The 6,000-nt window shown below is 62.5% G+C and carries 6 protein-coding genes; 1 reads left to right on the forward strand and 5 read right to left on the reverse strand.

Annotated elements, in window-relative coordinates; genetic code table 11:
- Positions 1-47: 47 nt before the first annotated feature.
- From NE584_RS05240 to NE584_RS05260, 5 genes are all read right to left on the reverse strand, one after another.
- Entirely contained in the window at positions 48-851 is an 804-nt protein-coding gene (locus NE584_RS05240; protein WP_050623417.1) for a hypothetical protein, read from the reverse strand.
- 288 nt (positions 852-1,139) lie between these two features.
- Positions 1,140-2,366: an aspartate kinase gene (locus NE584_RS05245; protein WP_050623416.1), complete on the reverse strand. Its 1,227-nt coding sequence runs from the start codon at positions 2,364-2,366 to the stop codon at positions 1,140-1,142.
- 77 nt (positions 2,367-2,443) lie between these two features.
- A complete protein-coding gene (locus tag NE584_RS05250) occupies positions 2,444-3,655 on the reverse strand; it encodes a homoserine dehydrogenase (protein WP_108980527.1) in 1,212 nt (403 codons plus the stop codon).
- 49 nt (positions 3,656-3,704) lie between these two features.
- A complete protein-coding gene (locus tag NE584_RS05255; protein ID WP_077138704.1) occupies positions 3,705-4,145 on the reverse strand; it encodes an ACT domain-containing protein in 441 nt (146 codons plus the stop codon).
- 248 nt (positions 4,146-4,393) lie between these two features.
- The gene (locus tag NE584_RS05260) at positions 4,394-4,564 is read right to left on the reverse strand and encodes a DUF362 domain-containing protein (protein WP_050625401.1); all 171 of its coding nucleotides are present in this window, start codon (positions 4,562-4,564) and stop codon (positions 4,394-4,396) included.
- A 115-nt stretch (positions 4,565-4,679) separates the two neighbouring features.
- Here NE584_RS05260 and NE584_RS05265 point away from each other — a divergent pair.
- The coding region (locus NE584_RS05265) for a Clp protease N-terminal domain-containing protein (RefSeq protein WP_305147808.1) at positions 4,680-6,000 on the forward strand (1,321 nt) is incomplete at its 3' end.

A 6,000-nucleotide genomic window follows, 5' to 3' on the forward strand; every position in this document is an offset into this window, starting at 1 on the left:
CGGAGGCGTCAAAGCACACCGCAGCCTTACTTTTCCTCAGGCCGCTCTTACATCATTTTGACGGTGTAATACACCAGCAGAGCGAAGAGCCAGGCCACCAGCACATAAATCAGATAGTAGCCCACATTTCCGCCCATCACTGCGGCGGCGGCTACCGCCACCACATTGACGGCCAGGGTCAGGAAGATCAGGGAGTATCCAGCCTCTGCGGGAAGGACACGGACCTCACGGCCCGCCAGGCTCCACACGCCGCCGTTCTTCCTGGCCTGGAGCAGCATCACCAGCCCCAGCACCATCAGGATGGCCACGATGGCCAGGAACACGTACGTAGTCAGCCGGGAGGAGGAGGGGTCCACTGTGCTGTCCTTGTGGCGCAGCATCCACAGGAGCATGGTGCCCAGACCGGTATAGAAGGCGGAGTAAAAGAACTCCCGCTGATACAGGTAGTACACCAGCGCCAGGGCGGCCCAGGCAGGCACCAGCAGGAACAGCATGCGGACGCCTGCGTCCTTAAAACAGATCGTGATATGGGCGATGGCCGTCACCGCGCTGAAAGCGGCCACCAGGACCAGGGGCATGGTGCCGGTGCGCCCCTCCCGGGAGAAGCGCAGGAAGCACCACACTGCGGAGGCCGCCAGGGCTATCAGCGCCACGATGCGCACCGCCTTCAGGCCCGCGTCAAAGGCGTAGACCATATTGATGGACTCCACCGTGGAGTAGTAGTTGATATAGTATTTATTGACCAGCATCAAAAGCAGCTCCATCAGGATGGCCGCCCCGACCCAGAGCAAGCCCCGGTTCAGTGCGATATCCTCCTGACGGCGCCGCTCTTCTCTCTGATTCTTGTCCATTGCGATGATTCTCTCCTTACTTGCAGCAGGGGCGCCCTTGGGCGGCAACCCTGAGATTCTCGTTTTCAGTCAGCCCGCATCCCGTTCCGTCTGCCTCCCGGCGGGGGGATAAAACAGACTGGATGGGAAAAGAATATCCAGTCGAGTTATTATTTTACCAGACCGGCACAAATATTGCAAGCTAAAAAAGGATTTTTCCGGCAAAAACGGGCGAAAACCTGAAAACATGGCACCCCCTCGCGGCCCGGGACCGGGCCATGAGGGGGGCTGCATCGCTTTGACGCCTGTTCAGGCGTTGCCTCCAAATTCGTTGAAGAAGCGGTCGTGGATGGCCTGGACCGCCCGGTCTGCGTCCCGCTCATTCACCAGGACAGAGACCTTGATCTCGCTGGTGGAGATCATGTTGATGTTCACGCTGGCACCGTAGAGGGCCTCAAACATCCTGGCGGCCACACCGGGGTTGTTTACCATCCCGGCCCCCACGATGGAGACCTTGGCCACCTGCTCATTCACTTCGATCTCCCGGAAGCCGATGGCCTCCCTGTGCTCTTCCAGCAGCGCCTTGGCCCGTTCAGTGTCGCCCCGGGCCACGGTGAAGCTGATATCCTTGCTGCTGTCCCGTCCAATGGACTGGAGGATGATGTCTACGTTGATCCGGTTCTTTGCCAAGAGAGAGAAGATCTTAAAGGCGATCCCGGGCTCGTCGGCCAAGCCCACCAAGGCCAGCCGGGCCACATTTTTATCTTTCGCCACACCGCTGACGTGGGATTTTTCCATGTTTTTTACGACCTCCTTAACTTTCGTACCCGGATTCCCGGTGAAGCTGGAGAGAACCTCCAGATTGACGTTGTATCGCTTGGCCATTTCCACCGAGCGGTTGTGCAGCACCTGCGCCCCCAGGCTGGCCAGTTCCAGCATCTCGTCATAGGTGATCTCTTCCAGCTTTCTCGCTCCGGTGACCGAGCGGGGATCGGCGGTGTACACGCCGTCCACATCGGTGTAGATCTGACACAGATCTGCATGGAGGGAGGCGGCCAGAGCCACCGCCGAGGTGTCGGAGCCGCCCCGTCCCAGGGTAGTGATGTCATCATACTTATTGATGCCCTGGAAGCCGGCCACCAGGACGATCTTCCGGGCGTCCAGCTCAGTCTGTATGCGGTCGGTGCGGATGCGCTTGATCCGGGCACTGCCGTAAGCGGAGTTGGTGAGCATCCCCGCCTGCCAGCCAGTGAGAGAGATCACAGGATACCCCAGAGCTTCGATGGCCATGGCGCACAGGGAGATGGAGATCTGTTCTCCAGTGGCCAGCAGCATGTCCATCTCCCGGCGGGAGGCTCCGGGGTTGATCTCTTCCGCCTTGGCGATCAGGTCATCGGTGGTGTCCCCCTGGGCGGACAGGACCACCACCACGTTGTTTCCTTTGCGATATGTCTCCGTGATGATCCGGGCCACATTCCGGATGCGGGCCGTGTCGGCGACGGAGCTGCCGCCGAATTTTTGTACGATCAATGCCATATATCTGTTTCCCCCTAAAGGTCAATTCTCGATCAGCGCGCAGGACTCTGCACACCATTCTATGCCGGCGGCGTTCCTCACTCCAGCACCCGGATAAGGGAGTGGAGCTCCATCCCCTCCAGCCTGGCCCGGACCTGGGGCTCCGTCATGGGTGCGGTCAGGAAAGCGGTCTCCCCGGCAGGCGCACCTCCCCTTGCCAGGGGGCTGATCTCCCCGAAGGCGGCCCGGACTTTGTCCATGGAGGCCGTCCCCCGGACATACCAGCGGGAGCTGAGGATGTCGGAACTGACCACCAGGTCCCGGGACCCGGGTCCCCAGACCGCACACCGGGCAGTCTTCAGATCCTTGGCGATGTCGATGACATCGGCCACCACGGCGGAAGCCGTGGGCAGCTTGCCCGCCCCCCGGCCATAAAACATCACGTCACCGATGGCGTTTCCGGTGACGGAAATGGCGTTGAACACGTCCTCCACCCCGGACAGGGGGTTGGAGGCGGGCACCAGATGGGGGGCCACAAAGGCGCAGAGCTTTCCATCCCTCTCCCGGATGGCCCGGCCCAGCAGCTTGATCTTATAGCCGCAGGAGTCGGCATAGGCCACATCGGCCAGGGTGACGCCCCGGATGCCCTGGGTGGGCACCTGGTCAGGGTAGACGTGCTGCCCGAAGGCCAGGGCTGCCAGGATGCAGATCTTCCGGCAGGCGTCGTGTCCGTCTACGTCGGCGGAGGGGTCCCGCTCCGCGTAACCGTTCTCCTGTGCCTCCTTCAGCGCCTGCTCGAAGGTGAGGCCCGCCTTGATCATCCGGGTAAGGATATAGTTGGTGGTGCCGTTGAGGATGCCGGTGACCTGGCTGAGCTCGTTGGCTGCCAAGCAGGAGGTCAGGGGCCGCAGGATAGGGATGCCCCCGCCCACGCTGGCCTCGAACAGATAGCTGACTCCGTGCTCCCGGGCCAGCTGGAGCAGCTCATAGCCGTGGGTGGCCACCAGCTCCTTATTGGAGGAGACCACGCTCTTGCCCGCTTTCAGCGCCCGGGTGGTAAAGTCCAGCGCCACCGTGGCGCCGCCGATAGTCTCCACTACGATGTCCACCTCGGGGTCGCTCTCGATGACCCCAAAGTCCTTGACGAAGCAGTCCCGGTACGGGCTGTCCGGGAAATCCCGCACATCCAGGATATATTTCAGCCGCACCAGATTCTCCACCCGCTGGTCGATCAGCCCGCCGTTGGTGGTGAGCACCTCTGCCACGCCGGAGCCCACAGTGCCAAAGCCTAAGATCGCAACATTTACCATTCCGTTCACCTCATGAATCTCTTCCACGATAATCTAAAAACACGGCCCGTTATCCGGCCAGGATCTCACAGCGCAGCACGCCGGGGCTGCCTCCCGCGGCGGCCAGCAGCTCCTCCAGGGAGCGCCGCAGGGCGGAGGTCTCCGCCGTGATGGTCACCACCGCACAGCCGTTGACCGGGATGTTCTGATTGATGGTCAGAATATTGATGCCTGTACCGGCGAACACGTTCAACACGCCGGAGAGCACGCCGGGCTCATCCCGCAGTACGGTCTGGAGCGTGACGATCCTGCCGTGGAGCATATCCTGAAAGGGATGCACCGCGTCCTTATACTTATAGAACGCGCTCCGGCTGATGCCCACCTCCCGGGCCGCGCCGTTCACCGTGGTCTTCTCCCCGGTCTCTAACAGGCGCTTGGCCTCCGCCACTTTCCGAATGATCTCCGGCATGGCCTCTGCCTCCACGATAAAGTACTTCGCCCCTCCGCTCAACTGCGTCTCCCTCCAGACTATGCGTCATCCCCGCCCCGTGTCCGTGTTGCAAGGGCATTTGTTCTTGTGTTGTGGTCCATTGTAACACACCCGGCGGACCGCTTCAATGAAATCTTTGACGAAAAATAGAGATTTTCTTCCCGTCCCACCGAAAATATCCGTCATATTACACAGTCTCCTGCTTTTCAGGCCCTTTTGAGCATAAAAAAACAGCGCCGCACACGCCGGCGCTGTTTTTTTGTTGCCAATCAGCCCTGGGAAATGGCACCCACAGGGCAGGTGTCAGAGCAAGCGCCGCAGTCGATGCAGGCATCCTCGCTGATGACATACTGGGAATCGCCCTGAGAAATCGCACCCACAGGGCAGCCGTCGGCGCAGGAGCCGCAGCTGATGCAGGCATCGCTAATCTTGTAAGCCATGGGAAACACCTCCATAAAAATCTAGTCTCATTTTATCACAAGTTTTGAAAAATGCAATGATAATTTTTTTGAAATTGGAAATACTGAGAGGAAAACCTATCCAGAGGTGATATGTATGCCAGAATGCCGCTTTACCTCCACCGCCCTGGGCGCCCTGCGGCTGGCCCAGGAGAACGCCGCCCGGCTTGGGCACAGCTATGTGGGCAGCGAGCACCTGCTGCTGGGTCTGGCCAGCCAGGAGTACAGCGCCGCCGCCCGGTCCCTTCAGAGCAGCGGGGTGGACAGCCGCTCCCTGCGCTCCGCCATCTCCCAGCTGGTGGGCACCGGCGTGCCCGCCCGGTCCCTCCACCAGGGCCTGACCCCCAAGTGCTGCCTGGCCATCCAGCAGGCAGCGGCCGCCTCCCGCCGCCTGGGGCAGAACGCTGTCAGCGCGGAGCACCTGCTGCTGGGTCTGCTTCAGGATCGTGAGTGCGCCGCCTGCCGCCTTATGGCGGAGCAGGGGGCGGATCTGGACCAGCTCTCCCAGGGACTGGCAGCCTTTCTGGGGGGCGAGGAACTCCCCACCCGCTCCGTCCGACCCCGGGAACCGGAGCGCAGCACCGATACCCGCCTGCTGGACCAGTGCGCCCGGGACTTGACCCGGATGGCTGCCGACGGACAGCTGGACCCGGTGATCGGCCGGGAGGAGGAACTGACCCGGGTGATCCAGATCCTGTCCCGGCGGACCAAGAACAACCCCGCCCTCATCGGGGAACCAGGCGTGGGAAAGACTGCCATTGTGGAGGGGCTGGCCCTGGCCATCGCTGATGGCACCGCCCCCTCCCACCTGCTGGGCAGGCGTGTGTGCGCTCTGGACCTATGCGCCATGGTGGCGGGCACCAAGTACCGGGGGGAGTTCGAGGAGAAGCTCAAACACGTGCTGGAGGAGGTCCGCCGGGCAGGCAACATCATCCTCTTCATCGATGAGCTGCACACCATCGTGGGGGCGGGGAGCGCGGAGGGGGCCATCGACGCCGCCAACATCCTGAAGCCCGCTCTGTCCCGTGGGGAGCTCCAGGTGCTGGGGGCCACCACACTGGACGAGTATCAGCGCTATATCGAGAAGGACGCCGCCCTGGAGCGCCGCTTCCAGCCCGTCACGGTCCGGGAGCCCACCCGTGACCAGGCCCTGGCCATCCTCCAGGGCCTTCGGGGCCGATACGAGGGGCACCACCACCTCTCCATCTCCGATGAGGCCCTGGAGGCGGCGGTGGACCTGTCCTGCCGCTATCTGCCCCAGCGCTTTCTCCCAGACAAGGCCATCGACCTGGTGGACGAGGCGGCCAGCCGGGGCCCGCGGGCCCGGCGCGCCCTCCCCCCCCCCCGCCCACCCGGGGGGGCCCGCCCCTCCGCTCCGGGCCGGACGGAGGCCAGATGGCGCAGCAAAGCAAAGGCCC

It is taken from the genome of Clostridium sp. DFI.5.61 (assembly GCF_024462915.1).
GTDB classification, from domain to species: domain Bacteria; phylum Bacillota; class Clostridia; order Oscillospirales; family Oscillospiraceae; genus Lawsonibacter; species Lawsonibacter asaccharolyticus.